Source organism: Pseudomonas sp. B21-048, assembly GCF_024748615.1.
Classification (GTDB): domain Bacteria; phylum Pseudomonadota; class Gammaproteobacteria; order Pseudomonadales; family Pseudomonadaceae; genus Aquipseudomonas.
This window is the reverse complement of sequence record NZ_CP087168.1, coordinates 5,439,241-5,465,626: the sequence shown is the minus strand read 5'-3', so window position 1 is coordinate 5,465,626 and position 26,386 is coordinate 5,439,241. Positions and strand designations below refer to the sequence as shown.

The 26,386-nt window shown below is 59.9% G+C and carries 28 protein-coding genes; 15 read left to right on the top strand and 13 right to left on the bottom strand.

Going from position 1 to position 26,386, the window contains the following annotated elements:
• Positions 1-3 precede the first annotated feature (3 nt).
• Positions 4-1,269: a serine hydroxymethyltransferase gene (glyA, locus tag LOY56_RS25725; RefSeq protein WP_258618141.1), complete on the top strand. Its 1,266-nt coding sequence runs from the start codon at positions 4-6 to the stop codon at positions 1,267-1,269.
• 99 nt (positions 1,270-1,368) lie between these two features.
• Here the strand turns inward: glyA and LOY56_RS25720 are convergent, their stop codons facing one another.
• From LOY56_RS25720 to LOY56_RS25710, 3 genes are all read right to left on the bottom strand, one after another.
• The gene (locus LOY56_RS25720; RefSeq protein ID WP_258618140.1) at positions 1,369-2,862 is read right to left on the bottom strand and encodes a YifB family Mg chelatase-like AAA ATPase; all 1,494 of its coding nucleotides are present in this window, start codon (positions 2,860-2,862) and stop codon (positions 1,369-1,371) included.
• 192 nt (positions 2,863-3,054) lie between these two features.
• Positions 3,055-3,930 carry a TylF/MycF family methyltransferase gene (locus LOY56_RS25715; RefSeq protein WP_258618139.1) on the bottom strand — a complete coding sequence of 292 codons (876 nt, stop codon included), beginning with the start codon at positions 3,928-3,930 and terminating at the stop codon, positions 3,055-3,057.
• Between the two features lie 191 nt (positions 3,931-4,121).
• The gene (locus tag LOY56_RS25710; RefSeq protein WP_258618138.1) at positions 4,122-4,382 is read right to left on the bottom strand and encodes an accessory factor UbiK family protein; all 261 of its coding nucleotides are present in this window, start codon (positions 4,380-4,382) and stop codon (positions 4,122-4,124) included.
• A 416-nt stretch (positions 4,383-4,798) separates the two neighbouring features.
• Between LOY56_RS25710 and glnK the strand changes: the two genes are divergently transcribed.
• The 4 genes from glnK to sutA all read left to right on the top strand — a co-directional run bounded on the left by glnK (position 4,799) and on the right by sutA (position 7,577).
• Positions 4,799-5,137 carry a P-II family nitrogen regulator gene (gene glnK / locus LOY56_RS25705; RefSeq protein ID WP_002555808.1) on the top strand — a complete coding sequence of 113 codons (339 nt, stop codon included), beginning with the start codon at positions 4,799-4,801 and terminating at the stop codon, positions 5,135-5,137.
• A 35-nt stretch (positions 5,138-5,172) separates the two neighbouring features.
• Entirely contained in the window at positions 5,173-6,510 is a 1,338-nt protein-coding gene (locus LOY56_RS25700; RefSeq protein ID WP_038980776.1) for an ammonium transporter, read from the top strand.
• A gap of 214 nt (positions 6,511-6,724) precedes the next feature.
• A complete protein-coding gene (locus tag LOY56_RS25695) occupies positions 6,725-7,150 on the top strand; it encodes a secondary thiamine-phosphate synthase enzyme YjbQ (RefSeq protein ID WP_007989493.1) in 426 nt (141 codons plus the stop codon).
• A 103-nt stretch (positions 7,151-7,253) separates the two neighbouring features.
• Positions 7,254-7,577, top strand: coding sequence for a transcriptional regulator SutA (gene sutA / locus LOY56_RS25690; protein WP_030129119.1), 324 nt, complete (start codon positions 7,254-7,256; stop codon positions 7,575-7,577).
• Positions 7,578-7,679: 102 nt separating this feature from the next.
• Here the strand turns inward: sutA and LOY56_RS25685 are convergent, their stop codons facing one another.
• Genes LOY56_RS25685 through lptM form a run of 6 tightly spaced genes read right to left on the bottom strand, consistent with a single transcriptional unit; the run spans position 7,680 to position 12,284 of the window.
• On the bottom strand, positions 7,680-8,384 hold the full coding sequence (locus LOY56_RS25685; protein WP_258618135.1) for an HAD family hydrolase: 705 nt from the start codon (positions 8,382-8,384) through the stop codon (positions 7,680-7,682).
• A complete protein-coding gene (gene xerC / locus LOY56_RS25680) occupies positions 8,381-9,280 on the bottom strand; it encodes a tyrosine recombinase XerC (RefSeq protein WP_258618133.1) in 900 nt (299 codons plus the stop codon). Before xerC ends, LOY56_RS25685 begins: the two co-directional genes overlap by 4 nt.
• 2 nt (positions 9,281-9,282) lie before the next feature.
• Positions 9,283-10,008: a DUF484 family protein gene (locus LOY56_RS25675; protein ID WP_258618131.1), complete on the bottom strand. Its 726-nt coding sequence runs from the start codon at positions 10,006-10,008 to the stop codon at positions 9,283-9,285.
• 13 nt (positions 10,009-10,021) lie between these two features.
• Entirely contained in the window at positions 10,022-10,852 is an 831-nt protein-coding gene (gene dapF / locus LOY56_RS25670; RefSeq protein WP_258618129.1) for a diaminopimelate epimerase, read from the bottom strand.
• Positions 10,853-10,856: 4 nt separating this feature from the next.
• The gene (gene lysA / locus LOY56_RS25665; protein ID WP_258618125.1) at positions 10,857-12,104 is read right to left on the bottom strand and encodes a diaminopimelate decarboxylase; all 1,248 of its coding nucleotides are present in this window, start codon (positions 12,102-12,104) and stop codon (positions 10,857-10,859) included.
• A gap of 9 nt (positions 12,105-12,113) precedes the next feature.
• Positions 12,114-12,284 carry an LPS translocon maturation chaperone LptM gene (gene lptM, locus LOY56_RS25660; protein WP_258618122.1) on the bottom strand — a complete coding sequence of 57 codons (171 nt, stop codon included), beginning with the start codon at positions 12,282-12,284 and terminating at the stop codon, positions 12,114-12,116.
• A gap of 281 nt (positions 12,285-12,565) precedes the next feature.
• Between lptM and cyaY the strand changes: the two genes are divergently transcribed.
• The 3 genes from cyaY to rnk all read left to right on the top strand — a co-directional run bounded on the left by cyaY (position 12,566) and on the right by rnk (position 13,830).
• Positions 12,566-12,898 carry an iron donor protein CyaY gene (gene cyaY / locus LOY56_RS25655; protein ID WP_258618119.1) on the top strand — a complete coding sequence of 111 codons (333 nt, stop codon included), beginning with the start codon at positions 12,566-12,568 and terminating at the stop codon, positions 12,896-12,898.
• A gap of 4 nt (positions 12,899-12,902) precedes the next feature.
• Complete coding sequence (locus LOY56_RS25650) at positions 12,903-13,121, top strand: DUF1289 domain-containing protein (protein ID WP_258618109.1); 219 nt, start codon at positions 12,903-12,905, stop codon at positions 13,119-13,121.
• Positions 13,122-13,419: 298 nt separating this feature from the next.
• Positions 13,420-13,830: a nucleoside diphosphate kinase regulator gene (rnk, locus tag LOY56_RS25645; protein WP_008076120.1), complete on the top strand. Its 411-nt coding sequence runs from the start codon at positions 13,420-13,422 to the stop codon at positions 13,828-13,830.
• 7 nt (positions 13,831-13,837) lie between these two features.
• Here rnk and LOY56_RS25640 read toward each other — a convergent pair whose 3' ends face one another.
• The 3 genes from LOY56_RS25640 to LOY56_RS25630 form a co-directional block, all read right to left on the bottom strand.
• Entirely contained in the window at positions 13,838-16,684 is a 2,847-nt protein-coding gene (locus LOY56_RS25640) for a class I adenylate cyclase (protein ID WP_258618108.1), read from the bottom strand.
• A 194-nt stretch (positions 16,685-16,878) separates the two neighbouring features.
• Positions 16,879-17,124, bottom strand: coding sequence for a TIGR02647 family protein (locus tag LOY56_RS25635; protein WP_007894898.1), 246 nt, complete (start codon positions 17,122-17,124; stop codon positions 16,879-16,881).
• 309 nt (positions 17,125-17,433) lie between these two features.
• Positions 17,434-17,718: a hypothetical protein gene (locus LOY56_RS25630; RefSeq protein WP_258618107.1), complete on the bottom strand. Its 285-nt coding sequence runs from the start codon at positions 17,716-17,718 to the stop codon at positions 17,434-17,436.
• 125 nt (positions 17,719-17,843) lie between these two features.
• Here LOY56_RS25630 and LOY56_RS25625 point away from each other — a divergent pair, with 125 nt between their 5' ends.
• Entirely contained in the window at positions 17,844-18,503 is a 660-nt protein-coding gene (locus LOY56_RS25625; protein WP_258618106.1) for a glutathione S-transferase family protein, read from the top strand.
• A 115-nt stretch (positions 18,504-18,618) separates the two neighbouring features.
• On the opposite strand, the gene argH is transcribed toward LOY56_RS25625, so the two are convergent.
• On the bottom strand, positions 18,619-20,013 hold the full coding sequence (gene argH / locus LOY56_RS25620) for an argininosuccinate lyase (protein ID WP_258618097.1): 1,395 nt from the start codon (positions 20,011-20,013) through the stop codon (positions 18,619-18,621).
• Between the two features lie 460 nt (positions 20,014-20,473).
• Between argH and LOY56_RS25615 the strand changes: the two genes are divergently transcribed.
• The 6 genes from LOY56_RS25615 (at position 20,474) to LOY56_RS25590 (ending at position 26,325) form a co-directional block, all read left to right on the top strand.
• Positions 20,474-21,220: a LytTR family DNA-binding domain-containing protein gene (locus tag LOY56_RS25615; protein WP_007899317.1), complete on the top strand. Its 747-nt coding sequence runs from the start codon at positions 20,474-20,476 to the stop codon at positions 21,218-21,220.
• A 176-nt stretch (positions 21,221-21,396) separates the two neighbouring features.
• On the top strand, positions 21,397-22,338 hold the full coding sequence (gene hemC, locus LOY56_RS25610) for a hydroxymethylbilane synthase (protein ID WP_258618093.1): 942 nt from the start codon (positions 21,397-21,399) through the stop codon (positions 22,336-22,338).
• Entirely contained in the window at positions 22,335-23,102 is a 768-nt protein-coding gene (locus LOY56_RS25605; protein ID WP_258618090.1) for a uroporphyrinogen-III synthase, read from the top strand. The genes hemC and LOY56_RS25605 overlap by 4 nt, the downstream gene beginning before the upstream one ends.
• 16 nt (positions 23,103-23,118) lie before the next feature.
• Positions 23,119-24,273, top strand: a complete 1,155-nt coding sequence (locus LOY56_RS25600) for a uroporphyrinogen-III C-methyltransferase (RefSeq protein WP_258618089.1) — start codon at positions 23,119-23,121, stop codon at positions 24,271-24,273.
• Complete coding sequence (locus LOY56_RS25595; protein WP_258618088.1) at positions 24,270-25,508, top strand: heme biosynthesis protein HemY; 1,239 nt, start codon at positions 24,270-24,272, stop codon at positions 25,506-25,508. The genes LOY56_RS25600 and LOY56_RS25595 overlap by 4 nt, the downstream gene beginning before the upstream one ends.
• Positions 25,509-25,782: 274 nt before the next feature.
• A complete protein-coding gene (locus tag LOY56_RS25590; protein ID WP_258618087.1) occupies positions 25,783-26,325 on the top strand; it encodes a disulfide bond formation protein B in 543 nt (180 codons plus the stop codon).
• Positions 26,326-26,386 lie beyond the last annotated feature (61 nt).

Genomic DNA, 26,386 nt, shown 5'->3' with positions numbered 1-26,386 from the left:
CCGATGTACGACTCAACGCTGACCCTTAAAGCATTCGACGCCGAGCTGTGTGAGGCGATTCATAACGAAGAACATCGTCAGGAAGACCACGTCGAACTGATCGCTTCCGAAAATTACGCCAGCCCTCTGGTGATGAAAATCCAGAGCACCGTGCTCACCAATAAATACGCCGAAGGCTATCCAGGCAAGCGCTACTACAGCGGCTGCGAGTATGTCGATGTGGCCGAGCGCCTGGCCATCGAGCGGGTCAAGACCCTGTTCAACTGCGACTACGCCAACGTGCAGCCGCATGCGGGGGCACAGGCGAACGCCGCGGTATTCCTGGCATTGATCAATCCCGGCGATACGGTGATGGGCATGAACCTGGCCCAAGGCGGGCACCTGACCCACGGTAACCCTTCAAACTTCTCGGGCCGTCATTACAAGATCGTTCCTTATGGCCTTGACCCGAAGACGGGCCTTCTCGACTACGACGAGATGGAACGTATCGCCCTGGAAACCCGGCCGAAGATGCTGATCGGTGGTTTTTCTGCCTACTCCCGGTACAAAGACTGGGCGCGCATGCGAGCCATTGCCGACAAGGTCGGGGCCATGTTCTGGGTCGACATGGCCCACGTCGCAGGCCTGGTCGCCGCTGGCGAATACCCGGACCCATTGCCGCACGCCCATGTGGTCACCAGCACCACGCACAAGACCCTGCGGGGCCCACGGGGTGGCTTGATTTTGTCCAAGGGACAAGATGAAGCATTCTACAAAAAGCTCGACTCTGCGGTATTCCCGGGTGTCCAGGGCGGCCCATTGATGCACCAGATCGCCGCCAAGGCCGTCGCCTTCAAGGAAGCACTGAAGCCAGAGTTCAAAACCTATCAGGCCCAGGTGGTGATCAACGCCCGGGCCATGGCGGCCGTGCTGCAAGAGCGGGGTTACAAGATCGTCTCCGGTGGCACCGATAACCACATGATGCTAATCGACCTGTCCGACAGGCCTTATACCGGCAAGGAAGCCGACGCGGCCCTGAGCAATGCCTACATCACCGCCAACAAAAACTCGGTGCCCAACGACCCGCGCTCACCGTTCGTGACCTCCGGGCTGCGTATCGGTACCCCGGCCATCACCACCCGTGGTTTCGGCGTGATCGAATGTGAACAATTGGCGGGCTGGTTGTGCGACGTGCTGGACGCCCTGGAAAACGGCGACAGCGAGAGGGTCGGGCACCACGTGCGCGAGCAGGTGGTGGAGCTCTGCCGTCGTCATCCTGTCTATCGTTAACCCTGTTACTCCGGGCTATTACCAGGCTGATGTCATCATTGGGCGAAAAACCAGGCGCCCGGGACGACCGGGCGCACTCGATGCCAATCTGTTGAGTTTCTAGCTGGATGCGGATGGCCGATACTGCAGTGCTTCGGCGACGTGGCTGCGACCGATAGCGTCTACTTGTTCCAGATCTGCCAGGGTACGGGCGACTTTCAGTAGGCGGTGAGCGGCACGAAGCGAAAGGGTTAGTCGCTCGCAGGCGCTTTCCAGCCAGCCTTCATCTGCTTTGGATAACGCGCAATGCTGGCGCAGCCCTGGCAGGTCGAGAAAGGCGTTGGCGCAGCCCTGGCGTTGTTGCTGGCGCTCCCTGGCCTGGGCGACCAGGGCAGAAGCGCTGGCTGTGTCGTCACCGGTTTTGATCGGGTTCAGCGCCGTGCTTTCCCGGGCTACGGTTAGATGCAGGTCAATGCGGTCCAGCAAGGGCCCGGACAACTTGTTGCGATAGCGCTGAACCATGTCCGGCGTACAGGAACAACGGCCACTTGGCTCGCCAAGATATCCACAGGGGCAGGGATTCATCGCGGCGACCAGTTGAAAGCGCGCCGGGAAGCGTACGCGGTCCTTGGCGCGGGAAATCACAATATGGCCGGATTCCAGTGGCTCTCTCAGTACCTCCAATACCTTGCGATCAAATTCCGGGAGTTCATCGAGGAATAGCACGCCATGGTGGGCGAGGGTGATTTCGCCGGGTTGCGGTTTCGAGCCGCCGCCTACCAGTGCCGGGCCGGAGGCAGAGTGATGAGGTTGGCGAAACGGTCGTTGCGGCCAATGGCTCAACGGCACACAGCTGGCGACCGATTGAATCGCCGCCACTTCCAACGCCTCGCTCTCGATCAATGGCGGTAGCAGCCCCGGCAAACGACTCGCCAATAACGTTTTCCCCGTCCCCGGCGGTCCGCTGAACAGCAAGTTATGAGCCCCCGCGGCCGCAATCAGCAACGCGCGCTTGGCCGCGAGTTGCCCCTGCACTTCATTCAAATCGGGGTAGGGTTTGTTGGCGTAGAGCAAACCATTGGAAGCATAGGGCGCGATGGGCGTGTGGCCATTGAAATGCGCGACCGCCTCCAGCAAATGATCCACCGCAATCACCTTCAGCCCTGAAGCCAGACAGGCCTCCTCGGCATTCGCTCGCGGCACCACCAGCGTGCGTCCGGCTTTGCGCGCCGCCAGCGCAGCGGGCAACACACCACGGACGGCCCGAACCGCACCCGAAAGCGCCAACTCACCCAGGCACTCCACGTCATCCAGCGTCAACGTTGGCACCTGCACGCTGGCCGAGAGAATCCCCAGGGCAATCGCCAGATCGAACCGTCCGCCGTCCTTTGGTAAATCGGCCGGGGCGAGATTCAAGGTGATACGCCGTGCCGGAAATTGCAGACCTGAATTGATGATCGCGCTGCGTACCCGGTCCTTGCTTTCCTTCACGGCGGCTTCGGGCAGCCCGACCATCGTCAATGATGGCAAGCCGTTGGCCAGATGGACCTCGACGGTGACGGCAGGCGCTTCGACACCAACCTGGGCACGGCTGTGGACGATAGACAGAGACATGATCGTTCCTTGAGCTGAAAGAACCGCTTCCTGCGGTTTTTTGAAGGGTAGTCGTGGGTTGGCGTTTTGGCGGTGCGGTCGATAGGCCAAACCTTCGCAAGATGTTGCGAGTGCCCGAAATCAGATTTCAGGCGCAAAAAAACCGCCAGTACAGGCGGTTCTTTTGAACGGATCACGGGCCTTTCAGTTAATTCAAGGTTTGATCAGCAGGCCTTGGCCGGTCGGTAAACTGGCGATCGATATATCGTTTTTCGCAGCCCATTCATCCATGCCTTCCTTTTGCGGTTGATAGCCGAAGTAGGCGTAATCATCCAGGAGGACAAATGCACCCGGCACCAGACGATCCCACAAGTAATCAAGGGCCGCTACTTCTGGAATAGTGCAGTTCAAGTCGATATGCAAAAACGCGATTCGGTCTGAGTCAATCTGGGAAAGAGTATCCGGAATGCTGCCCTGAATGATTTTTGCATTGGGCCACTCTGCAAAGTTTTGTTTCACGGAGTCGAGATTGGTTGTGTAGAAGCCCGAGTCAATTTCGCGGAGATTACGATCGAAGGCGCCCGCCGATTTTTCGTCATCTGACAAGTAGCGTTCATCAAGACCGGCAAACGTGTCCAAAAGATAAAAGGTTCTGCCGGTGTTGTTCCAATCCAGGTCATGCATGATCGCGGAGCTCAGGAAGCCACGATTAACGCCGCACTCGACGAAGTCACCGGTGTATTTTGCGGCGGACCTGGCGGCCCAAAGCCCCAGGTGGACGCGCCAGAACCATTTGTAATCACCGCCTGCAGCGACGACGCCACGACCATAGGCCGCCATGAAGGCGGGATCAATCATGAAGTCATGATTGTGTTTGGAGGCCAGACTGTCGTATTGATAAGTGCCGTCGATCTTCGGGTGCAGCGGATTGTATTCTTTCTGCACGACGTAACGAGAGTCCCCCTTGTAAGCCCGCCCTTCAGCCACACCGTAGTTCAAGTAATGCAGTGCCGGATCAAGTCTTGCCTGGCGGACATCTGGGTGCAGCTCTAAATATCTCTCAGTGGAAAAATCTTCAGGTAACGTCATTTAAGCTCCACTTTTTTCTTTTTGAGATTCCACGGCGCTCACAGCGGCGATCACCCACGACCACTGAGTGCCCGATGACTGATCCGCTGTATTGGCTGGGGGGGTTAAATTGGGAAACTTTCTTAAACACAAATCTTGTGCAACTCGTGCGCCGAAACTTCAACGATCGCTCCCGCGCGCGCAGCGATCAGTTAATCGCCAGGCGGGGTGAGTCTGGCTTCCAGCTCAGCCACTTTTGCCTCAAGGCTCTCCAACCGTGCCCGGGTCCGTGCCAGCACAACCATCTGGCTATCAAACTCCTCCCGACTCACCAGATCCAGCTTGCTGAAGCCGCTCTGCAACAGCGCCTTGAACTGGCTTTCGATTTCGCTTTTTGGCAGTGGGGTGTCGCCGCTGAAGAGGCGGGAGGCGGTGCCGCTCAGGGCGTCGAGGAAGTCTTTGGGCGCGAGCATGGGAAATGTCCTGTCAACAATGGCGGGCAGTGTATCACGCAGTGTCTATAGTCAATCTCGGCAGCTGCGATGCACGCTTTTCGCGCATAGGGATGGACGGTGGCGCACTGTTATTGTGCGTATCCGTTGCGTCAATGGCGTGAAAGAGTTGGCGGCGGTAGCCAAGGGCTTGAAATCAATGGGTTTTGGATAGATGGCAAGCTTTCTGCTTAGTCGCTGGTGACCCATGCACTGATGCAGTCGCTGTGACGAATGCAGTGCGCCAAGCGGAACGGGGGAAGTTTCGTGCGGAGTGGTTCGCTGGCGTCGGACGGGCAGGTAAGGCCGACGATGCGTTACAAAGCCAGGCACTGCGCTTAGACTTGAGTCGGGTTTGTTTTCCTGGGGCAAGTCCACCAATTCGGGAGAGAGTTTTCATGAAGCTAGTCACTGCCATCATCAAGCCGTTCAAACTGGACGACGTGCGCGAATCGTTGTCCGAGATCGGCGTGCAGGGCATTACCGTTACTGAAGTCAAAGGCTTCGGTCGGCAGAAGGGTCACACCGAGCTGTATCGCGGCGCGGAGTACGTGGTCGATTTTCTGCCCAAGGTGAAGATCGATGTCGCCATTGACGACAAGGATCTGGACCGGGTTATCGAGGCGATAACCAAGGCCGCCAACACCGGCAAGATCGGTGACGGCAAGATCTTCGTGGTCAATCTGGAACAGGCGATTCGCATCCGTACCGGCGAAACCGATACCGACGCCATCTAAGCCGCCACAAACCCAACGCCCCAGGAGAAAACAATATGACTCTGCGTAAATTCGCAGGGCTAGGAGCCCTGTTGTCCCTCGTCATGCCCGGCCTGGCCATGGCGGCAGACGAAGTGGCGGCCCCTGTCCTCAATTCCGGCGATACCGCCTGGATGATGACCTCGACAGCCCTTGTGCTGTTCATGACCATTCCCGGACTCGCGCTGTTCTACGGCGGCATGGTTCGTTCGAAAAACATTCTTTCCGTGATGATGCAGTGTTTCGCCATTACCGGTCTGATCAGCATTCTGTGGGTCATTTATGGCTACAGCATTGCGTTCGACACCACCGGCATGGAGCAGGGCGTCGTCAACTTCAACTCGTTCTTCGGCGGCATGGGCAAGGCGTTCCTCGCCGGTGTCACGCCTTCGAGCCTGACCGGCCCCGCGGCGCTGTTCCCTGAGGCGGTCTTCATTACCTTCCAGATGACTTTTGCCATCATCACCCCAGCGTTGATCGTCGGTGCTTTCGCCGAGCGGATGAAGTTCTCCGCCATGCTGATCTTCATGGGCATCTGGTTCACTCTGGTTTATGCACCGATCGCGCACATGGTCTGGTCTGGCAACGGCGGCCTGATGTGGGACTGGGGCGTGCTCGACTTCGCCGGCGGCACCGTGGTGCACATCAACGCCGGTGTGGCCGGTTTGATTGCCTGCCTGGTATTGGGCAAGCGTAAAGGCTTCCCGACCACTCCGATGGCCCCGCATAACCTCGGCTACACCCTGATGGGCGCCGCGATGCTGTGGATCGGCTGGTTCGGCTTCAACGCCGGTTCCGCCGCCGCCGCCAACGGCACTGCCGGCATGGCGATGCTGGTCACCCAGATCGCCACCGCTGCTGCGGCGCTGGGCTGGATGTTTGCCGAGTGGATCACCCACGGCAAACCAAGCGCACTGGGTATTGCTTCGGGTGTGGTGGCCGGTCTGGTTGCAATCACGCCGGCGGCAGGCACCGTGGGCCCGATGGGCGCCTTGGTGATCGGTCTGGCGGCGGGCGTGGTGTGCTTCTTCTGCGCAACCACCCTGAAACGCAAACTCGGTTATGACGACTCCCTGGATGCCTTCGGCGTGCATGGTATCGGCGGTATCCTCGGCGCGATCCTGACCGGTGTGTTCGCGGCACCGGCACTCGGTGGCTTCGGCACCGTGACCGACATCGGTGCACAAGTCTGGATTCAGTGCAAAGGCGTGGGCTTCACGGTGATCTACACCGCGATCGTCACGTTCATCATCCTCAAGGTCCTGGACGCTGTCATGGGTCTGCGTGTCACCGAGGAAGAAGAAGCTGTCGGCATCGATCTGGCGCTTCACAACGAACGCGGCTACAACTTGTAAGCACGCGCATGAAAAATTTGCCCGGCTTGCCGGGCATTTTTTTGTCCGGGATTTGTCAGTGAAGGAAGGGCTGAAAGGTTTTTTCTGACACGTTCAGTCGCGTTTGCGACGGGCGTTTTTCTGCGGCCAATGGCTTACACGATTGAAGGAATATTAGGGCCTTTGTTTTTTTCCAGAGCGCGCTAGAATGCGCCCCGAACGTGCGGAGAACAGTATGTGGCAACAGACTCTGATCACCTTGCGAGCACGGCCCCGAGGGTTTCATCTGGTAACGGACGAATTACTCGCCGGCTTGCCTGAACTCAAAGCGTGTCGGGTCGGTCTGTTGCATTTGTGGCTACAGCATACCTCGGCCTCGTTGACCATCAACGAGAACGCCGATCCGGCGGTACGTCGCGACTTCGAACGATTTTTCAATCGTCTGATCCCACAAGGAACAGACGGCTATGAGCATAACGACGAAGGCCTGGACGACCTCCCGGCGCATTTCAAGGCCAGCGTGCTTGGCTGTCAGCTCAGTTTGCCGATCTCGGCGGGCCGACTGGCGTTGGGGACCTGGCAAGGTGTTTATCTGGGCGAGCACCGTGATCATGGCGGTGCCCGTAAAGTCCTCGCCACCGTGCACGGTGAAGGGGCATAAAACCGCTGGTTACCAGCGGTGGTTGATTTTTTTCCGGCAGCCGTCGACAGACGGCAAAGCTGGGCTATAACTAATCTGCTTTTCGCAAGTCATGAGGTAGAACATGAGCGACGATGATCTGGAAAACGACGACCTCGAAGTAGGCGACGAAGACGAAACCGAAGAAGGCCTTGAAGCAGCGGCAGAAGACGTTGCTGAAGATGACGGCGGTGATACGCCCGTTCCGACTGCCAAAGGCAAAGCCAAGGCTGCGGTATCGGTCGATGAACTGCCGAGCGTCGAAGCCAAGAACAAGGAACGCGATGCCCTGGCCAAGGCCATGGAAGAGTTTCTTGCACGGGGCGGCAAGGTGCAGGAAGTGGAGGCCAATGTGGTCGCCGATCCTCCCAAGAAGCCTGATAACAAGTACGGCAGCCGGCCTATCTAAGCGCCTGCTTCCTGCTTGCTGAAAAAGCCCGCCGTCGCTGCGGGCTTTTTCATGGGTGAAGATAAGTGGGCCGACTTGCCCGTGAAGGCGATCTCGAAGCCGTTACGAAACCGAATTCCACCGCGCCAACAACCCCGGCAACTCGGTCAAACTGCGAATCTCTGCATCCGGCGCCTTCTCGGCTTCCCACACTTTGGCTGCCGGGTTAAACCAGATTGCCCGCAGCCCCGCCTGCTGGGCGCCGGCAATGTCATCGCCGGGATGATCACCGATATGCACGGCGGTCTCGGCGGTCGCGCCGCCCCGGCGCAGTGCTTCATGAAACAGTCGCACATCGGGCTTGGCGATGCCGATGTCTTCGGCGCACAGGGCAAACTTGAAGTAATCCGCCAGCCCCAATCGACGCACATCGGCATTGCCGTTGGTCACCACACCAAGCGCATAGTGATTGGCCAGAATTTCCAGGGTCGGTTGCACCTCCGGGAAGATATCCAGTTGGTGCCGTGCATGCAGAAACACTTCGAAACCCTGATCAGCCAGGTCGAACGCTTCGGTATGTCCGTAACCGGCTTCTTCCAGCGCATGGAACAACACCTGCCGACGCAGGGCACTGATGCGGTGTTTTAGGCTCGGTTCGTTGCTTAGCACTCGCTCGCGAATCGACCACAGATGCTCCACCGGCACCGCGCCCAGGTTCGGTGCATGCCCGGTCAGCCATTCACGCAATACGACTTCGGCACTGGCAATCACCGGGGCGGTGTCCCACAGGGTGTCGTCGAGGTCGAAGGTGATCAATTGGAGGGTCATGAATCATCGCCTTTAATGCGTTTGGCCCGTGGATGGGCGCTGTCGTAGACCGTCGCCAGGTGCTGGAAGTCCAGGTGGGTATAGATCTGGGTGGTCTTGATGTCTGAGTGGCCGAGCAGTTCCTGCACCGCCCGCAAGTCCTGAGAGGACTCCAGCAAATGGCTGGCGAAGGAGTGTCGTAGCATGTGCGGGTGCAGGTTCTGCCCTAGCTCGCGTTCGCCGGCAGCCTTGACCCGCACCTGAATCGCCCGAGGGCCGAGGCGCCGGCCTTGCTGGCTGACAAACACCGCGTCGTCCGCCGGGTTGGTCATGGCTCGCAGTGGCAGCCACAACTCCAGCGCTTCGCGAGCCTTTTTGCCCACTGGTAACAGTCGAGTCTTGCTGCCCTTGCCGAGCACCTGGACCATGCCGTCAGCCAGGTCCAGCTGATCAAGGTTGAGCCCGGTCAGTTCGGAGAGGCGCAGGCCGGAGGAATAGAACAGTTCCAGAATCGCCTGATCCCGACGCGCGAGAAAATCATCCTCTACCGCACCCTCAAGCAGTTGTAGCGCGCGATCGGTGTCGAGGGTCTTCGGCAGGCGACGTTCGCCCTTGGGCGGTGCCAGGCCATTGGCCGGGTCGTGATCGCACAGACCTTCGCGGTTCAGATAGTGATAGAGCCCGCGCACTGCCGACAGCAATCGCGCCAGGCTGCGGGACGATTGGCCTTGAGCATGCAGGCGAGCGATCAGGCTGCGCAGGCGCTGGATGTCCAGCGCTGCCCAGCTGTCGATGTTCTGTTTGACGCACCAGCCCAGTACTTTGTCGAGGTCGCGGCGGTAGGCGTTCAGCGTGTGTGGCGACACCTGCCGCTCACTGCGCAGGTGTTCGCAGTAAGCGTCGAGTTGTCGTTCCATGGTCAGCGTACCGAGCGCAGGGAGCTGTTGACCCGTGGCAACACGCGGCCCATGACTTCAGCGATGTAACTCAGGAACAGCGTGCCCACCGAACTCTTGTAGTGCTGTGGATCACGGCTGGCGATGGCCAGGACGCCGTGGATGCCCTGGTGGCTGATAGCGACGACGGCAGTGGAGCCGATCTGTTTGCGCTGTTCTTCGCCGAACAGGAAATCCAGTTCATGCTCGCGCAGGCTGCCGCTGACGCTTTTGTCTTCCGAGAGCAAGCCGCCGATGGCTGTTTGCGCCTCGGCATGCGTCACCCAACGGCCTACCGGCATTGGGTTGTCGCCCAGCAGGATCAGGCTGACGAAGGGCACCTGGAAGTCTTGCCGCAAGCTGTCTTCGACGGCGATCACCACGTCTTCCAGGCTGGTGGCGTCCATCAGCGCCAGAATCAGGCGGCGGGTCTTGTCGAACAGTCGATCGTTGTCGCGGGCCACGTCCATCAAGTGCGAGAGACGATGACGCAACTCGATGTTGCGGTCGCGCAGGATGGTCATCTGGCGCTCGACCAGCGAAATGGTGTCGCCGCGCTGGTGCGGAATGCGTAGCGCCGGGAGCAGTTCTTCGTGTTCGATGAAGAAATCCGGATGAGCCTCCAGATACGCGGCAATCGCTGCCGCCTCAAGGCTTTCGGAAGGCGATTCGTCGGGCTGCAGGACGGGAACCTGGGGCTTGTCGGTCATGGATTTCGCTCACTCAAAGACGCACTTGTCCTTCGTATACGCGTACTGCCGGGCCGGTCATCATGACCGGTTGGCCAGGGCCTGCCCATTCTATGGACAGACGCCCGCCGGGCAGGTCGATCAATAGCGGCGAATCCATCCACCCCTGGCTGATCGCGGCCACTGCGGCAGCACAGGCGCCGGTTCCGCAAGCTTGGGTTTCCCCGGCGCCACGTTCCCAAACGCGTAACTGTGCGCGATTGCGGTCGATGATCTGGAGAAAACCGACATTGACTCGCGCCGGGAAGCGCGGGTGATGCTCGATTTTCGGCCCCAGTTCATGCACCGGTGCATTGTTGATGTCGCTGACCCGCAACACGGCATGGGGGTTGCCCATGGACACTGCGGCCAGTTCGACCGTGGTGCCGTCGACGTCGACTTGATAGCTCAGGGCCTGGCTCGGGGCTTGGAACGGAATCTCGGCCGGCACCAGGCGCGGGGCGCCCATGTTGACGCTGATCTGGCCATCGTTGCGGATGTCCAGTTCGATGATGCCGCTTTTGGTCTCGACGCGAATCAGCCGCTTGGCGGTCAGGCGCTTGTCGAGCACGAAGCGGGCGAAACAGCGCGCACCGTTGCCGCACTGTTCCACTTCGGAGCCGTCGGCGTTGAAGATCCGGTAGCGGAAATCCACGTCCGGGTTGCTCGGCGCTTCGACGATCAGCAACTGGTCGAAACCGATCCCCGTGTGCCGATCGCCCCATTGCTTGGCGTGTTTTGGCAGGATGTGCGCGTGCTGGCTGACCAGGTCGAGGACCATGAAATCATTGCCCAGGCCGTGCATCTTGGTAAAACGCAGCAGCATGGTTTTACTCCGGCAGCAGGCTTTCGCCAGCAAACAACTCGGCTACCGTCTCACGGCGACGCACTTCAAATGCCTGATCACCGTCCACCAACACTTCAGCGGCACGGCCGCGGGTGTTGTAGTTGGAACTCATGACAAACCCATAGGCACCGGCCGAATGCACGGCCAGCAGGTCGCCTTCTTCCAGGGCCAGCTGACGATCCTTGGCCAGGAAGTCGCCGGTTTCGCAGATCGGGCCGACGATGTCGTAGGCGCGAGCGGCGCTGTTGCGCGGGCGTACGGCGGTGACGTCCATCCAGGCTTGATACAGCGCCGGGCGGATCAGGTCATTCATGGCCGCGTCGACGATGGCGAAATCTTTGTGCTCGGTATGCTTGAGGTACTCGACCTGGGTCAGCAGCACGCCAGCGTTGGCGACGATGAAGCGGCCCGGCTCGAACACCAGCGCCAGGTCACGACCGTCGAGACGCTCGCGCACGGCTTTGATGTAGTCGGCAGCCGATGGCGGATCTTCATCACGATAACGCACGCCCAAACCACCACCGAGATCGATGTGGCGCAGGTAGATGCCGCAATCGCCGAGGCGGTCGACCAGGCCCAGCAGGCGGTCGAGGGCGTCGATGAATGGCGGCAGGGTGGTCAGTTGCGAACCGATGTGGCAATCGACGCCGACCACTTCCAGGTTAGGCAGTTGTGCGGCACGGACGTACACGTCTTCGGCGTCGGCAATGGCGATGCCGAACTTGTTTTCCTTGAGACCGGTGGAGATGTACGGGTGAGTGCCAGCATCGACGTCCGGGTTCACGCGCAACGAGATCGGCGCGCGAACGCCCAGCTCGGCGGCCACCACTTGCAGACGTTCGAGCTCATCGGTGGACTCGACGTTGAAGCAGTGCACGCCGACTTCCAGCGCCCGACGCATGTCGTCACGGGTCTTGCCGACGCCGGAGAACACGATCTTGTCGGCACTGCCGCCTGCGGCCAGTACACGTTCCAGCTCGCCACGGGAAACGATGTCGAAGCCGGCGCCCAAACGCGCCAGGACATTCAGTACGCCCAGGCTGGAGTTGGCCTTGACCGCAAAGCAGACCAGGTGCGGCATGCCGGCCAGCGCATTGGCGTAGGCCAGATACTGGGCTTCGATGTGGGCACGGGAGTAGATATAAGTCGGTGTACCAAAACGTTCGGCGATGGCGGACAGGGCAACCCCTTCCGCGAACAGCTCGCCGTCACGGTAATTAAAAGCGTCCATAGCGTTCCCTTAGTAGACGTCGTGCTTGTGAGCTTTCGACGGAGTCTGCTGCGACGATTTGGCTTGCTCTGCAGGGTCCTGATTTTCATCAGGCAGGTACAGCGGGCCTTTTTGACCACAGGCCGATACAAGGCAGGCAACCGCGAGGAGCGCAGCAAGGGAAGAGATCAGGCGCTTCATGGCGAAATCCTTGAAAATGCGTTAATTGCGCCGGAGTATACCGGCCACCCGGCAGCTTGCCTATGCGACGCGGCTCCCGTCCGGCGGGGCTTGTGCCGATGCCCGTCAGTAATGTGCAATCCCTGTGGACGCGAGCCTGCTCGCGAAAGCAGTGTGTCAGGCAACGAATAGGTTGAATGTACCGGCCATTCGCGAGCAGGTGGTTATTCTTTGCATTCGCCGGGGCTCGCCCGTATCTTGCGGCGCTTGAGCGTGAGTAGACACTTTTTGAGGTTCCCGCAATGAGTTTGACCGAAGCACGTTTTCACGACCTGGTCGATGCAACCCAGCAGACGCTGGAGGATATTTTTGACGAGAGTGGCCTGGATATCGACCTTGAGAGCTCGGCCGGTGTGCTCACCGTCAAGTTCGAAAACGGCAGCCAATTGATCTTCAGTCGTCAGGAACCGCTGCGTCAGCTGTGGCTGGCGGCGGCATCCGGCGGTTTCCACTTCGATTACGACGCAGAGAGCGAGCGCTGGATGTGTGACAAGAGTGAAGAGCAGCTTGGTGAGATGCTTGAGCGCATCGTCAAGCAGCAAGCCGACGTTGAACTCGATTTCGAAGGTCTGTGAGATCGTGACCCAACCTGCGCCCGTTCGTCCGCCCAAACCGCTTTACAGCAATGTCAGCCCGGCGGTGCCTTCTCCGTGCAGCGGTGTGTGTCGGCTGAATGAACAGAAGGTCTGCCTGGGGTGTTTCCGCCATGTCGAAGATATTCGCGAATGGCGCTCGGCGGATGATGAACGACGGCGAGTGATTTGTGCGCAGGCTGCCCAACGCCAAGTCTTGGCTTAAGGGCTTAAGGGCTTAAGGGCTTAAGGGCTTTTGTGGCGAGGGAGCTTGCTCCCGCTCGGTTGCGAAGCAGCCGCAAGGTTTTTAGGGCCGCTCCGCGCCCCAGCGGGACGGTGCGGCGTTCCGACAAGCTCCCTCGCCACAATGGTCAGCGCAGGGCCGTGATCGCCCCTCACTTGTATATTTATTGAGCTGTGATAGTGTCCGGAGACGCCTCAACCCATCGAGGCTCGTGAAAACCCCGCCTTTTTCTGGCGGGGTTTTGCTTTTTTCGTGCAGAAGAAAGGAGTCTGCCCTGATCATGACCGCACCTTCCATCACCCTTACCCGTCTGGACGTACAACGTCTGGAGCGCCTGATCGACAGCCTGGATGACACGCTGCCGGGCGTTATCGCGCTGCAAACCGAACTGGATCGCGCCGATACCCTGGTCGGTCACGATGAAGTGCCCGCCGATGTCGTGACCATGAATTCCCGTGTGCATTGCCGTGAAGAGAGCAGCGGCAAGGACTATCACCTGACCCTGGTTTACCCCAAGGATGCCAACGCCGACGAAGGCCGGATTTCCATTCTGGCGCCGGTGGGCAGTGCCTTGCTCGGCCTGAAGGTTGGCCAGCACATCGACTGGCCGGCACCTGGCGGCAAAACTCTGAAACTAACGTTGCTGGAAGTCGAATCGCAGCCGGCCAATGGCGGCGCCTTCCCGGAATGACATCCCTTCAGGCCTGTTCGAGCGCCTCGTTCAATGCGCGCTCCAGCTCGGCCTTGTAGCGCAGATACAGATGGCTTGAACCCTGACCATCACCGAGTAGGCCCGACAGGTCCAGGTCGGTGATGTAGCAGCGGTAGCGTTCTGTCTCGCGACGCTGCTCGAAGATTTCCCCCGCGACTACGCTGAACAATTGATCGCCATGTTCCAGCTCGGAAAATTCCCGCTGATTGCAATACAAGGTGACCTGCACCTGCCCCGGTGCGGCTTTGCCGATGATGGCCTGCACGTCATAGAACGGTTTGTTGAGCGGGGTTTGCGGTGTCGGCCGGGCTTCGACCCGACGCGCCCGCGCGGGACCTGAAGGCAACAACTGGTAATACAAAGTCTCCAGGCTCAGTGGCTGGGCGGCGTCTATCGGCAGCAAGGCATCGCGCCGGTACTGGATCGATTGCAGGAAGCGTTGCAGCGGCACCAACAGGCTCTGTTCGTCGTGATAGGGCAAACGCTGCTGCCACAAGGCATTGAATTCATCCAGTACATACACATCGGCCTGGTGTTCACTGATCCGGTAGAACACCTGAACGCAGTCGGGTTGCCCCATGGGCAGGATCAGCGCCAGGTCGTGGTCTTCCAGTGCCATCGAGTCCAGATGCAAGGGGCTGTAGCTCGCCAGTTCTTCGCCGAGGTAGTCGAACAGCGCCGGCAGGGTGGCGAGGGCAACGTGATTGACCTGCCCGGGCACCAGTTCCAGCACGTGGTAATGCTGCTGGACCTGAATCAGGTAACGATGATTGAGTTTGCTCAGCAGCAGGTTCTGCGCAGTGTCGAGAATTTCTTCGACCCGCCGGGCAATGAACTGCGCGCGGTTGTGGCAGAAGCAGCGCACCCGCAGCTTGGGCTGTTGTGGCCCGTCCGGCAGGTTGTTGAGGTAATCGCGCAGGCAGTCGAGCAGGGCGTGGGGACCGTCAAAACGGCTGACCAGCACCTCGTTCCAGCTATTGAGCGTGACTTGGTCCAGGGTCAACACCAGGTTTTCCCGCACGCCGGCGTAGCTCAGGGAGTCGGTGCGCTCGGTGGTCATCAGAATGTTCAGGTCGCGATGGTGCCTGAGCGGATCGACGCCGACGTTCACCAGAATCAGTATTTCACTCGGCACACTGGCGCGTAGCAAAGGCTCTTCGGCGACAGTGGTCAGGGGCAGGGCGATGCTTTGTTGCAGGCTGCCGAGCAGGTTGAACAGTTCGAACTCGCTCAAGTCACTGGTGCCGGGGTGCAAGGCCAGGCGGGTACTGCTGTCGATCACGCCGTTGCGGTGGCACCAGGTGAGCAGTTCCAGCAGCTGGCGGCTGCGCTTGATCGGCGCGAAATGCTCCCACTCGTGGGCGGCCAGGCTGCCGTTGTACAAACCCCATTGGGTTTGCCCCGACTCTTTCTTGTTGGGTGCCTGCACCAGCGTCAGGGTGTCTTCGGCCAGATCGGGGGCGATGCCCGGGTTGATGAATTCGACTTTGTCGGCCTTGCGCTCAAAGGCCGCGTACAGCCGCCGACCCAGCACATTGAGGTCGCGCTTGTTGATCAGGCTGACGGTCTGCTCGTTGCGGGCAAACTGCGTCAGGAAGCGGTAGCTGTAATTCAGCTCGCCGACCAAGGCTCGGCGTTCGGCGCTGACCTGACGGACTTTCCACTGGCTGCGGCTGTCGAGCAATGCAAGCTGACGCTGATCCCAGTGCCATTCGTGGGCCAGGCGTTCGAGCAACGAGCGCTGCCAGCTCTGAGTGCGACCGCTGCTGCCGGTGAGTTTGCGATTGACCTTCAGGTACAGCGCGCGGCGTACCAGCTCCAGCCGTTCCGGTTCGCCCCGGGCCGTGAGGTATTCCTCGATTCGCCGGTATACCACCACGTATGGATCCAGTTCGTCGAGGTCCAGTCGATTGGCAAACACCGCCTGCTTGAAACGTAGGCTCAGACACTGGACCTTGGGGTATTCGCTGGCGTAAACCTCGGTCAGCAGCAGTTTGAGCACTGATTTGTACGGTGACTCGATGCCTTTGAACAATTGCCAGAGCCCCGCACCGATGAATTCCCCGGGTGGGATATGCGCCAGATGCCCCAGGTCCAGAGTCTCGTCGGCACGGATGAAGCGCTTGGATAACAGCGTGTGGGTATAGCGGTCGTACGCCGCTTCTTCATAAATCGGCACCAGCCACCAGATGGGTGTGCGGCCGACCAGCCAGATCGCGGTGCGGTAGAACTCGTCCAGCAGCAGATAGTGCTGGGTGGTGCCACAGTCTTCCGAGCTCAGTTGGGTATCGCGCTCGCCGAGCACGAAGCGAGCCGGGTCGATCAGGAAAAAATGCGCCTCGGCACCCTGGCTGGCGGCCCATATTTCAAGTAACTGGCATTTCTTGCGCAGCTCAGTGAGCTCGCTTTCGCTCAAGTCCGGCCCGTGACAGACCCATACATCCATATCGCTCTGGTCGGCCTGGGCAAGGGTGCCGAGGCTGCCCATCAGGAACAGACCGTGGATCGGTCGCGGCGGATTGCTGCCGTGGCGCGGCTTGTAGGAAAACGAGCGGGTCAGGCGCTGGGCTTCGGCGAGAGCATTGGCGTCAGGTTCGAAATTCGACAGTCCGGCCGGGGTGCTACCCGAAACGTAACCCGGCAACAGCGGATGATTGACATGGAAAAACAGCGGCAGCAGGGTCAGAACCGTTTGCTGGCGCGTCGATAACCCTTCCATGGCACGGGCCATGCGGCCCTCGTTGAGCTTCAGAAAACGGGCGCGCAGCTGGCTGAGAACCTTGCGGTCGATTCCCTCGTCCAGATCGGGGCGGATTTCATGGGTGCGGGTCATGTCAGCTCAATCCGGCTCGCGGGGCTCGGACGTGGAGGGCTCGGGATGAGGGGCAGTTTAGCGCCTCGGCCCCGGGACTTTTAAGCTGATTTTATTTTCCAGGCGCCAGATGTCTATTACATGGCGACGGCGGGCACCAGAGTGTGCCCGCGGAAATCCCGTAACAGAGCTTTCCGTGGGCGATGCGGTGCTACTCAGGCTGTTTCGCGTACGGACAGAATGGTTAGAACAGTTTGCACATTTTGTGCGGCGTCACGACCCAGGCTAGTCAGATAACCGCCATCGGGCTGGGTGATCAATTCTTTGTCGAACAGTCTTTGGGCGGCGGCAATGGCTTTCGGGGCAGCGGTCTGATGAATTTTCAAACCTTCCTGGGAACTGTCCAGGTTGAAGAGGGCGAGGATTTCCAGTTCGGCAACCAACTCAGGGGTAAGCGACATAAGGACTCCAGACTTTCTAGGAATTAGACGATAGCGCTCCTAAGGTGAACTCGCTGGTGCGGCATGTCCAGTGCTCGTAACAGGGTTTTTTCGCCTTGGGGTGGTTTCCAGTTTAGTCAGCGTCTGGGGCAAGGCGGTATTGATTGGTGACAATCTATGTGGAGGCGGGCTTCTATGGCGAAAGGGCTTGTCTGTGGCGAGGGAGCTTGCTCCCGTTGGGTCACGAAGCGGCCCCAAAAGCTTTGCGACTGCTACGCAGCCGAACGGGTGCAAGCTCCCTCGCCACAAAAGCCCCGTGACAGGGCTGGCCTATTTCTTTTCCGGCGGCAATTCTGGCAGAGCGCGCAGCGCCGCTTCGTACCATTGGGTGTTGAACGCGCGGTCTTCTTCGAGGATCGCGTCGATTTCCACCGCCAGCACGTGGGCCATCAAGTTGAGGATTTCTTCACGCTCGTAACCCACCAGGGTCAGCTTGTTGAAGGTCGCCTTGGCCGCTGGCGGGTTATCGCTTTCGATCTGGTTCTCGATCGCTTCGATCAGCGTCGTTTCGGTGAACGCTTCTTCGTCGTTGTCGATGTCGTTTTGCTCGCTCATGGCAGGCTCCTCAAGGAAAGGCGGCCAGTTTACCTGCATTCAGCGCTGTGATGCTGCTGGCAAGAAGTGCCCGGGCGTTCTATAACGGGCGCTGCCAACCCCCTGCACGGCCTGGAGGCTATGTAATGCTCAAACTTTATGGATTTTGCGTCAGCAACTACTACAGCATGGTCAAGCTGGCGTTACTGGAGAAGGGACTGCCGTTTGAAGAGGTGCCGTTTTACCCAGGCACTACCCCCGAGGCGCTAGCGATCAGCCCGCGTGGAAAGGTTCCGGTGCTGGGCGTCGAACAAGGTTTCATCAATGAAACCAGCGTGATTCTCGAGTACCTCGAGCAGAGCCAGAAAGGCACGCCGCTGCTGCCAAGCGACCCCTTCGAACGAGCGCAGGTCCTGGCCTTGGCCAAGGAAATCGAGCTGTACATCGAACTGCCCGGACGCGCCTGTTACCCCGCGGCGTTTTTCGGCATGACGGTGCCGGAGGCTATCCAGGAAAAGACCAAGGCAGAGTTACTGCTGGGGTTTGCCTCGCTGGGCAGACACGGCAAGTTTGCCCCTTATGTGGCAGGTGACAGCCTGAGCGTGGCCGATCTGTATTTCTTCTACAGCGTGCCGTTGGCGCGTGCCGTGGCGCAGAAACTGTTCGATATCGATCTGTTGGCCGAGATGCCGGCGGCCAGGGCGCTACTGGAGCGTCTGGAGCAGAATCCGCATGTGCAGCGGATCGCAAAGGACAAGGACGCGGCGATGCCTGCGTTTCTGGAGATGATCGCGTCCAAAAAGTAGACGTGTAACGATCTTGAAAATGCCTTCGCGGGCAAGTCGGAACGCCGCCCGCTCGCTCATACACCGAAATCTGTAGGAGCGAGCGGTGCGGCGATCCGACTTGCCCGCGAAGCTTTTAGCGGCTGGCGAGCAACGCCTGACCGCGAGCAACAGCCTTCTTGACCTGCGCCGGCGCAGTCCCGCCGATGTGGTCACGGGCATTCACCGAGCCTTCCAGGGTCAGCACGGCAAACACGTCCTGCTCGATCTGGTCGCTGAACTTGCGCAGTTCTTCCAGGCTCATTTCCGCCAGGTCCTTGCCGCTGTCCACGCCGTACTTCACCGCGTGGCCAACGATTTCGTGGCAATCACGGAACGGCAGGCCACGCCGAACCAGATAGTCAGCCAGGTCGGTGGCGGTGGAGAAACCGCGCAGAGCCGCTTCGCGCATTATCGCGTGCTTGGGCTTGATCGCCGGGATCATGTCGGCAAAGGCCCGCAGCGAATCGCGCAGGGTGTCGGCGGCGTCGAACAGCGGTTCCTTGTCTTCCTGGTTGTCCTTGTTGTAGGCCAGTGGCTGGCCTTTCATCAGGGTCAGCAGGCCCATCAGCGCGCCGAATACCCGGCCAGTCTTGCCGCGAACCAGCTCTGGGACGTCCGGGTTTTTCTTTTGCGGCATGATCGAGCTGCCGGTGCAGAAACGGTCCGGCAGATCGATGAACTGGAACTGCGCGCTCGTCCACAACACCAACTCTTCGGAGAACCGCGACAAGTGCATCATCGCGATGCTCGCGGCCGAGCAGAACTCGATGGCGAAGTCGCGATCGGACACGTTGTCCAGCGAGTTGCCGCCGACCGCGTCGAAGCCCAGCAGTTGAGCGGTGTATTCGCGATCGATCGGGTAAGTGGTGCCGGCCAGCGCGGCGCTGCCCAGCGGCATGCGGTTGGTGCGCTTGCGGCAGTCCACCAGACGCTCGTAGTCACGGCTGAGCATTTCGAACCAGGCCAGCATATGGTGCCCGAAAGTCACCGGCTGCGCGGTTTGCAGGTGAGTGAAGCCCGGCATGATGCTGCCGGCTTCGCGCTCGGCCTGCTCCAGCAAGCCTTGTTGCAAACGGGTGATTTCGCTGAGGATCAGGTCAATCTCGTCACGCAGCCATAAGCGGATGTCAGTGGCGACTTGGTCGTTACGGCTGCGACCGGTGTGCAACTTTTTACCGGTCACGCCGATGCGGTCGGTCAGACGCGCCTCGATGTTCATGTGCACGTCTTCGAGGTCAATGCGCCAGTCGAACTGGCCGGCCTCGATTTCACTCTGGATGGTTTTCAGCCCATCGATGATGCTGTCACGCTCGGCATCGGTCAGCACGCCGACCTTGGCCAGCATGGTGGCGTGGGCGATCGAGCCCATGATGTCGTGGCGATACAGGCGCTGGTCGAAAGTGACGGAGGCGGTGAAGCGGGCGACGAAGGCGTCGACGGGTTCACTGAAGCGGCCGCCCCAGGACTGATTGGTCTTGTCAGTGCTCATGAATTCGCTCGTATCGGCTTGAAGAAAGATGGCGTGGAACGCTGATGCGGATAATAACAGGGTTGCCAATCCTGTCGCTGACACTGGTCGACAGGTTTTTTTTCATCGTGCACCCCCTGCTCGAAGCAAGCGATACGGAAATTGCGCAACGATATTTTTCAATTGAGCAATATCGTCCCGGCAACCGTCTACAGTTGGACAGAGGATCAGCGCATTTCTCGAGGCTGCAGCTGACTACAGAAAGAAGAGGGGTGTTCATATTGTGTATCAGCAAACCCTATGGCGATGCCTCGCCAGTGCGGGCCTGGGCCGTCAGTCACGCGGCAGATGAAAATTTAGCCGCCGGTCTCGCGGCACTTTTTGGCCCTCGCACTAGTCTTAGCGTGGATCGCGGTGACGGACGTCACTTCACCTGTCTACGCTATCCTTGTGCGAGACTCACGCAGGAATCCAGCGCAATATGAATGTCCTGATCGTCGATGACGAACCCTTGGCCCGCGAGCGCCTGAGCCGGATGGTCGGCGAACTCGAGGGATACAATGTCCTGGAGCCCAGCGCTACGAATGGCGAAGAGGCGTTGGCACTGATCGACAGTCACAAGCCGGATATCGTGTTGCTCGATATTCGCATGCCGGGTCTCGATGGCCTGCAAGTGGCTGCACGATTGTGCGAACGCGAAACCCCGCCCGCCGTGGTGTTTTGCACGGGGCCCGATGAATTTGCCGTGGAAGCCCTACAGGCCAGCGCCGTGGGTTATCTGGTGAAGCCAGTGCGCACAGAACAGTTACACGAAGCATTAAAGAAGGCCGAGCGACCCAATCGCGTTCAGCTCGCGGCCTTGACTCGCCCCGCGGCCGAAACCGGTAGCGGTCCGCGTAGCCACATCAGCGCCCGCACCCGAAAAGGCATCGAACTGATTCCGTTGGGTCAGGTGGTCTACTTCATCGCCGACCACAAGTACGTCACCTTGCGTCATGAAGGCGGTGAAGTGCTGCTCGACGAACCACTCAAGGCCCTCGAAGACGAATTTGGCGACCGTTTCGTTCGCATCCACCGCAACGCATTGGTTGCCCGCGAACGCATCGAGCGGCTGCAACGCACGCCTCTGGGGCATTTCCAGCTGTTTCTCAAAGGTCTGAACGGCGATGCCCTGATCGTCAGCCGACGCCATGTGGCCGGCGTGCGCAAAATGATGCAACAGCTTTAAAGCGACAACCCGGCGGGGAAATTAATTGAGAACGTCCCCTAATCCGCCATTCACGGCGGATTTCTACCTTATTGCAGGGCATTGAGGGCCAGGAGGCGATGCAGTTCTGATACAAATCAAAGCGGATTTGGCTGAGCTGTTATTATCCGTCGTATCTACTCAGTACGGATTGAACCATGTCCTCTCGCGAAATCCGCATCGCCACCCGCAAAAGTGCACTCGCCTTGTGGCAGGCCGAATACGTCAAGGCCCGTCTGGAAGAGGCCCATCCGGGCCTGCTCGTGACGCTGGTACCCATGGTCAGTCGCGGCGACAAGCTGCTCGATTCGCCGCTGTCGAAAATCGGCGGCAAGGGCCTATTCGTCAAGGAACTGGAAACCGCGCTGCTGGAAAACGAAGCTGACATCGCCGTGCACTCCATGAAAGATGTGCCGATGGACTTCCCCGAAGGCCTCGGTCTGTTTTGCATCTGCGAGCGTGAAGACCCGCGCGATGCCTTCGTTTCCAACACTTACGCCAGCCTGGATGAGTTGCCAAAAGGCAGCATTGTCGGGACTTCCAGTCTGCGCCGTCAGGCTCAACTGCTGACTCGTCGCCCGGACCTGGAAATCCGCTTCCTGCGCGGCAACGTCAACACTCGCCTGGCCAAGCTCGATGCTGGCGAATACGACGCCATCATCCTCGCCGCGGCAGGCTTGATTCGCCTGGGCTTCGAAGGCCGCATCACCTCGGCCATCAGCGTCGAAGACAGTCTGCCGGCTGGTGGCCAAGGCGCGGTCGGTATCGAATGCCGTAGCGCCGACACTGAAATCCACGCATTACTGGCGCCGCTGCATCATCAGGACACGGCCACTCGTGTGACTGCCGAACGTGCTCTCAACAAACATTTGAATGGCGGCTGCCAGGTGCCAATCGCCTGCTACGCCGTGCTTGAAGGCGAGCAGATCTGGTTGCGTGGTTTGGTGGGTGATCCGGGCGGCGGCCTGCTGCTCAGTGCTGAGGCTCGTGCGCCACGTGGCGATGCCGAGGCTTTGGGAGTGCAAGTGGCCGAAGACCTGCTGAGCCAGGGCGCCGGCGCCATTCTGAAAGCAGTTTATGGTGAGGCAGGTCACGAGTGACTGGCTGGCGCCTGCTGCTGACGCGCCCTGCGGATGAGTCGGCGGCGCTTGCCCGTGTGCTGGCCGACGCGGGGGTTTTCAGCAGCAGCTTGCCGCTTTTGGATATCGAGCCGATGCCTGCTTCTGACACAATGCGCGAAATGATTCAGAACCTGGATCGCTATTGCGCGGTGATCGTGGTCAGCAAACCGGCCGCCCGAATCGCTGTCGATCTGCTCAACCAGTACTGGCCGCAATCACCGGTTCTGCGGTGGTTCAGCGTAGGCGCGGCGACGGCGCAGATCCTCGGGGATAACGGGCTGGATGTGAGTTTCCCGGTCGCTGGCGACGACAGTGAAGCGTTGCTTGAGCTTGCGCCGTTGCGCGAAGCTGTCGCCGGCCCCGATCCGCGGGTACTGATCATGCGCGGGGAGGGTGGGCGCGAGCTGCTGGCTGAGCGTTTACGCGAGCTTGGTGCTAGTGTCGAGTATCTGGAGTTGTACCGACGCGGCTTGCCGCAGTACCCGTCGGCAACGCTGCCTGACCGGATCGAAGCGGAACACTTGAACGGGCTGGTGGTCAGCAGTGGACAGGGTTTTGAGCACCTGCATCAGTTGGCTGGCGATGCCTGGCTGCAGTTGTCGCAGCTGCCGTTGTTTGTTCCAAGCCCCAGGGTAGCCGAGCTGGCACGTGCCGCCGGGGCCCAAACAGTTGTGGATTGTCGTGGCGCCAGCGCCGCGGCCTTGCTGACGGCGTTACGGGAGCATCCCGGACCCGTTCTCTAATGCAAAGGATGGATACGTGAGCGAAACAGCCCTGCCTAAAGATGACGTCCGGCCTGTGCTTGATGCACCGGTTGATGCACCGGTTGAAACTGCGCCACCTGCTGTTGAGCAGCGCCGAGGCAATGGGTTGGCAATCATCGCGCTGCTGTTGGGCGCGGCCGGTGTTGCCGTGGGCGGTTGGGGAGTCTGGCAGGTGCGTCACCTGCAAGCCAATAACCAGCAACAGTTGAGTCAGGTTCAGGCGCTGAACGATCAGGCCCAGAGCTTGAAACTCAACGAGCAACGCCTGACGGCTCGCCTCGAGCAAATGCCGGCCGCCGAGGAACTCGACGCGCGCAGTCGCTTGGTCACTCAACTCCAAGGCGATCAGCAACGCCTGAATCAACGTTTGGAAACCGTCCTCGGTGCCAGCCGCAAGGACTGGCGTTTGGCCGAAGCCGAGCACTTGCTGCGTCTGGCCAGCCTGCGTCTGTCGGCGTTGCAGGACATCAGCAGCGCCCAGGCCCTGGTGCAGGGTGCCGATGAAATTCTCCGTGAACAGAACGACCCGGGGGCTTTTTCCGCTCGCGAGCAAGTGGCCAAAACCCTGGTGGCCCTGCGCAGTACCGAACAGCCGGATCGCACCGGGTTGTTCCTGCGTCTGGGGGCCTTGCGCGATCAGGTGATCAGCCTCACCGAGCTGGCGCCCGAGTACAAGGACCGTGGCGAATCCCTGCTGGGCCTGACCGCCGATGGCGACGGTGCCAGTCGCTGGGCGCAATGGTGGGATCAAATCTCGCGTTATATCCGCATTGATTTCAACGCCGACAAGAATGTTCGTCCGTTGCTGGCAGGCCAGAGCCTGAGCCAGGTGCGTCTGGCTCTCAGCCTGGCGCTGGAGCAGGCGCAGTGGGCCGCGCTCAATGGCCAGGCCGCGGTTTACACCCAGGCGTTGGCCGAGGCGCGGGACGTGCTCAAGGGTAACTTCAACCCGGACAACCCTCAGAGCAAGATCATGCTGGAGCAGGTGGCCGAGTTGAGCAAGCAGCCGGTCACGGTGGTCACGCCAGATCTGACGGGCACGTTGAGCGCCGTCCAGGCCTACCTTGAGCGGCGCAACGTCAACGCCGAAGACTCGGTCAAACCTTTTGCAAAACCCGCCTCGAACACTGCGCAGGAGGCCACGCCATGAAGCGCCTCTATGTGATCGTGTTTGTGGTCATCGCCGCTGCCGCCGCGCTGGGCCTGGCGATTGCCGAGCATTCCGGCTACGTACTGATCGCCTACAAAACTTTCCGTTACGAATCGAGCCTGTGGGCAACCCTGGCCTTGGTAACCGTGCTGTGGCTGGTGTTTTGGGGCATCAAGGCGTTGATCGAACTGGTGATGACTTCCGGAGGGGTGGTCAATCCATGGTCACGGCGCAATCGCAGTCGACGAGTGCAAGTGGCGATCGAGCACGGTCAGCTGGATTTGGCCGAGGGTCGCTGGGCCAGTGCGCAGCGTCATCTGTATCGCGCGGCGGAAGCCGAGCGCCAGCCGTTGCTCTACTACCTAGGGGCTGCCCGCGCCGCGAACGAACAAGGTCATTATGAGGAAAGCGATAACCTGCTGGAGCGCGCCCTCGAGCGCCAGCCCCAGGCCGAGTTGGCGATTGCCTTGAGCCATGCCCAATTGCAGACTGATCGCGGTGACACTGACGGCGCGCTGGTGACCCTGCAAGCGATGCACGAGCGTCATCCTCATAACGTCCAGACCTTACGCCAGTTGCAGCGCCTGCTTCAGCAGCGGGGCGACTGGTCGGCCGTGATTCGCTTGTTGCCGGAATTGCGTAAGGACAAGGTATTGCCACCGGCCGAGCTGGCTGAACTGGAGCGCCGCGCCTGGGGTGAGAATCTTTCGTTGGCGGCGCACCAGGAAGAGGACGGAACTGTCGGTTTGCAATCGCTCAATCGCGCGTGGCAACAACTCACCGCTGCCCAGCGTCAGGAGCCGCCACTGGTACTGGCCTATGCCGAGCAATTGCGGCAACTGGGCGCGCAGGTCGAGGCCGAAGAGCTCCTGCGTACGGCCCTCAAACGTCAATACGACAGTCATCTGGCACGCTTGTACGGACTCGTTCGCGGCAGCGATCCGGCCAGGCAACTGCACATCGCCGAAAGTTGGCTCAAGGATCATCCGGCCGATTCAAGCCTGTTACTGACTTTGGGCCGTTTGTGTCTGCAAAGCAGTCTGTGGGGCAAGGCCCGGGATTATCTGGAAAGCAGCCTGCGCGTGCAGCGTAACCCTGAAGCCTGCGCCGAACTGGCGCGATTGCTGGCGCAACTGGGTGACACCGAACGCAGTAATCAGCTGTTCCAGGAAGGTTTGGGTCTATTGGATGAGCGCTTGTTGGCGGCACCGCTGCCGGTGCCGGCTCACGCCTGATTACGGCGCGAACCTATGTAGCAGCTGCCAAAGGCTTGGGCCGCGTTCGGACGATCTTTTGATCTTCTTGTAAGAGCGCGGTCGCTTCGAATCCACCACTGTTTTAGCGTTGTAGTCCTTCGCCGGCAAAGTCCTACAGTGGACTACATCAAATCCTCTCGACCCTGTCGGGAATTCCCTACGCTTTTGGTGAAGTGTCCGTGCTGAGCTGCCTTGAAAGGCTGCCGTGCTTTCCTCTACCGTAACCGTCTGTCTCTACAGTTACGGAAAAGCCATGTCTTTGGCCTGCTCACGCTCCTTGTTTTTCATGGTTTTCATTGCAGGTGCCCTGGCCTTGGGCGTTTCCTATCACTTGGAATACGTGGTCGGCCTCAAGCCTTGCGGGTTGTGCCTGTTGCAACGAGTTTGCCTGGCACTGCTCACGGCTGTATGCCTGGCGGCTTCAGTGCAGGGACCTGGCCGCTTTGGATCCTTCCTGTATTGGTTGCTGGGTCTGCTTTGCAGTCTGGGGGGGACCGTCACGGCGTGGCGGCAAGTGGTGTTGCAGAGCGATCCGGAACATCAGTTATCGGCCTGTTTGCCTGATCTGGTCGCCAGTACGCCCTGGTTGTGTTTCCTGCAACGAATATTCAAAGGAACCGCCGACTGCACGGAAATTTCCTGGACGCTGTTCGACCTGAGCATTCCGGAATGGAGTTTGCTGTTCTTCGTTGCGATGACGATTCTGGGTGGCTATCAGTTGCTGCGCCTTGCCTGGATCAGGTGTCAGCGACCGCTCAGCGGCGAGTCGTCACACCGGCTACTGGCGGGCGATTAAACACTTGTATGAACTTTATCTCCTGCGTACCTTGAAGCGATAAGCGCGCGGGCATAATCTG